Origin of the sequence: Blautia sp. AM42-2 (genome assembly GCF_003480245.1) — a bacterium.
Classification (GTDB): domain Bacteria; phylum Bacillota; class Clostridia; order Lachnospirales; family Lachnospiraceae; genus Fusicatenibacter; species Fusicatenibacter saccharivorans.
In genome coordinates this window covers 1-1,825 of the sequence record NZ_QUIM01000033.1, presented here as the reverse complement: position 1 = coordinate 1,825, position 1,825 = coordinate 1, and the positions used below count along the sequence as shown (strand labels likewise).

General features: G+C 39.7%; 3 protein-coding genes. All 3 read left to right on the top strand.

The window, feature by feature from the left end:
• Nucleotides 1–115: 115 nt before the first annotated feature.
• From DW915_RS15525 to DW915_RS15515, 3 genes are read left to right on the top strand one after another with little or no spacing between them, the layout of a single operon-like run.
• Nucleotides 116–652 carry an IS110 family transposase gene (locus tag DW915_RS15525; RefSeq protein WP_118742434.1) on the top strand — a complete coding sequence of 179 codons (537 nt, stop codon included), beginning with the start codon at nt 116–118 and terminating at the stop codon, nt 650–652.
• 52 nt (nt 653–704) lie between these two features.
• Nucleotides 705–1,121, top strand: coding sequence for a helix-turn-helix domain-containing protein (locus tag DW915_RS15520; protein ID WP_055222223.1), 417 nt, complete (start codon nt 705–707; stop codon nt 1,119–1,121).
• Nucleotides 1,102–1,632 (top strand): IS630 family transposase, encoded by a 531-nt coding sequence (locus DW915_RS15515; RefSeq protein WP_158581080.1) that lies wholly within the window; start codon nt 1,102–1,104, stop codon nt 1,630–1,632. The genes DW915_RS15520 and DW915_RS15515 overlap by 20 nt, the downstream gene beginning before the upstream one ends.
• The last annotated feature ends 193 nt before the right edge of the window (nt 1,633–1,825 follow it).

The following is a 1,825-nucleotide window of genomic DNA, read 5'->3' as shown; positions in this document are numbered from 1 at the left end:
TCATTCAGCAGAGGGTGTCTTTAGTTTGTGCAAAATTTAGGATTTGCTCATTTATAGTTTAGATTATTACTGACCGGCCAGTTAGTAAAAATCTAAAGTACAAGAGGTATCTGAAATGAATGTTAAAACAAATAAGACAAAAAAGCAAGCAAATGTAGAAAATCAGGCAGTTAATCTTTTATCAAAAGAAGAACTCTGCAAGCGGATGGAAGGTGTTGAAAAAGAATTAAAATCGTATACCTGGAGAGAACTGGAAACAAACGGTAAATTTGCAAAAAATGATAAACTTTCCTTTATCACGGATGACATGCTTATAGTTGGATGCGATATAGGCAGTGAAACTCATTATATAAGAGCAATCGACATCCGAGGAAGGGAATTAAGCAGAAAAGCATTTGAATTCAGTAACACAGCAGAAGGCTTTGAAGCAGCTAAAGTATGGATGCTGGAGCTTGCAGTACAGAATAGAAAAAGCCAGATTGTCCGGGGGCTTGAACCGACTGGCCACTACTGGTTTACACTGGCTGCATGGCTGATCACGGCTGGAATCAGCGTTGTCCAGGTGAATCCATATGCTGTAAAACAGAGCAAGGAAATCGAAGACAACAGCCAGCTCAAGGATGACAGAAAGGATCCTATAGCAATTCCATAAATTACTGCAACTCTTGACTAAAGTGATATGCTTAAGCTAAGAGGTGATAGATATGTTACACAACGAAACCAGAAATCTTTTAATTCAAGCTTATAACAAAACACACAACGCAAAAGAAGTAGCAGAATGTTTTTCTGTTGATGTCAGTGCCGTATACCGTCTGGTTGAACAAATGAAACGGGAAGGTTCTGTTTCTGTCAAGACAAGTCTCAGGGGGCGTAAAGCTTCTCTCAAAGAGGCTGACCTGCAAAAAATACAAGAACTTGTACAACAAAAACCCGATATTACACTCCAGGAAATTATAGATACCCTTCAGCTAAAAATCTGCATCGAAACTGTCAGAAAAGCATTAATAAAACTGGGATATTCTTATAAAAAGAAATCCCTTCATGCCTCCGAGCAGGAGCGTCCCCGATGTACAGGAGAAACGCCGCTCATGGAACGGGACTATGTCTGGCATAAATGCTGAACACTTGGTATTTCTTGATGAAAGCGATATTAATACAAATCTCACAAGACTCTATGCACATGCATTACACTGGAAAAGGGCGGTTGACGCTGCACCATTAAATACACCAACAGCAACAACTGTCCTTTCATCCATCCGTCTGGATAGTACAACGATATTTACCATCTATCAGGGTGGCACAACAGCAGCGCGATTCCGTGAATACATAGAAAATCAGCTAGTTCCAAGTCTCAAAAAGGAAGACCTTGTAGTTATGGATAATATGCGTTCCCATCATGCAAAAACAGTGACAGAATATCTGGATAAAGCAGGAATTCACTATGCTTATCTACCACTGTACAGTCCAGACCTGAACCCAATAGAGAAAATGTGGTCAAAAATGAAGGCGATTCTTAGAAAACAAAAAGTACGTGTCGCTTCTGAGCTGCCTGAAGCTGTAAAAAAAGCTCTGGAAACGATAAGGCATACGGATTGTGAGGGGTGGTTCCATGCGTGTGGATATATGCACTAATTTATGAAAATGCTATAAACTGATTGCGAATCTTGTAAAAGATGGGAATTACGGAATGCCTTATCTTCCAGAAGAAATCTATGCAGACATGAGAAAACTTTCGATGTTCAGGGATCAGCTTACAGAAGACCGTATTATAGCAAACCTCTTAAATAATGCAGTCCCTTTACAGCGGTGATAAAATATAGTGTAG

Bases quoted from the DNA above. Each gene is read 5' to 3' on its own strand.
- DW915_RS15525 (WP_118742434.1), top strand. From the start codon at position 116: ATGAATGTTAAAACAAATAAGACAAAAAAGCAAGCAAATGTAGAAAAT.
- DW915_RS15520 (WP_055222223.1), top strand. From the start codon at position 705: ATGTTACACAACGAAACCAGAAATCTTTTAATTCAAGCTTATAACAAA.
- DW915_RS15515 (WP_158581080.1), top strand. From the start codon at position 1,102: ATGTCTGGCATAAATGCTGAACACTTGGTATTTCTTGATGAAAGCGAT.